1 pseudogene is annotated in these 558 nt (G+C 38.7%); it reads left to right on the forward strand.

Going from position 1 to position 558, the window contains the following annotated elements:
- Nucleotides 1-342: 342 nt before the first annotated feature.
- Nucleotides 343-513: pseudogene (locus HK11_RS12665) on the forward strand (transposase); the annotation flags it as partial.
- Nucleotides 514-558 lie beyond the last annotated feature (45 nt).

Genomic DNA, 558 nt, shown 5'->3' on the forward strand with positions numbered 1-558 from the left:
AAAAGCGTTTTCATAATTTTATAGCTATCTCATGTATATATCGAAATTATTTTTTACAGTTTTTTCTATTTTCTTCCACTCTGCAACATAGGAGCGACCGTAACTAACTTTAAACCATAGATTTTTATAAAAAAATGTATCAGAACAAGAAGAAAATTCTGTTTTATTATTTTTAGCAGTGCATCTGATAATACGTGATGGATATGGAACTTTATCAATATAGACTTTATGGTTATTATATTTCAGTTGCTAAATTAGTTTATTATTCACCTGCATAATATCTGGTGGGATGCTCTGTTTTGGAATTGACTTCGGCTTAATGAGTTTTATCGGCCCGTCAGGATGAAAACGATCAGACGCTCAGATACAGCAGAAGGAGGTGAGGTTCTGCCGCACCGATGGGATGTTGAACGCACCTTCGGCTGAATGATCCGCTGGCGCAGGCTGGTGAAGGATTATGAGAAACAGATCGACGTGACAGCAGGCATAATCCGCATCACTAGGGCCTGTTAGAACTTAATCCAGTCTGCTGTTGCTGCGATATGGATGACGGCAAGG

The sequence above is a fragment of the Acetobacter sp. DmW_043 genome (genome assembly GCF_002153485.1).
Lineage (GTDB): Bacteria > Pseudomonadota > Alphaproteobacteria > Acetobacterales > Acetobacteraceae > Acetobacter > Acetobacter thailandicus.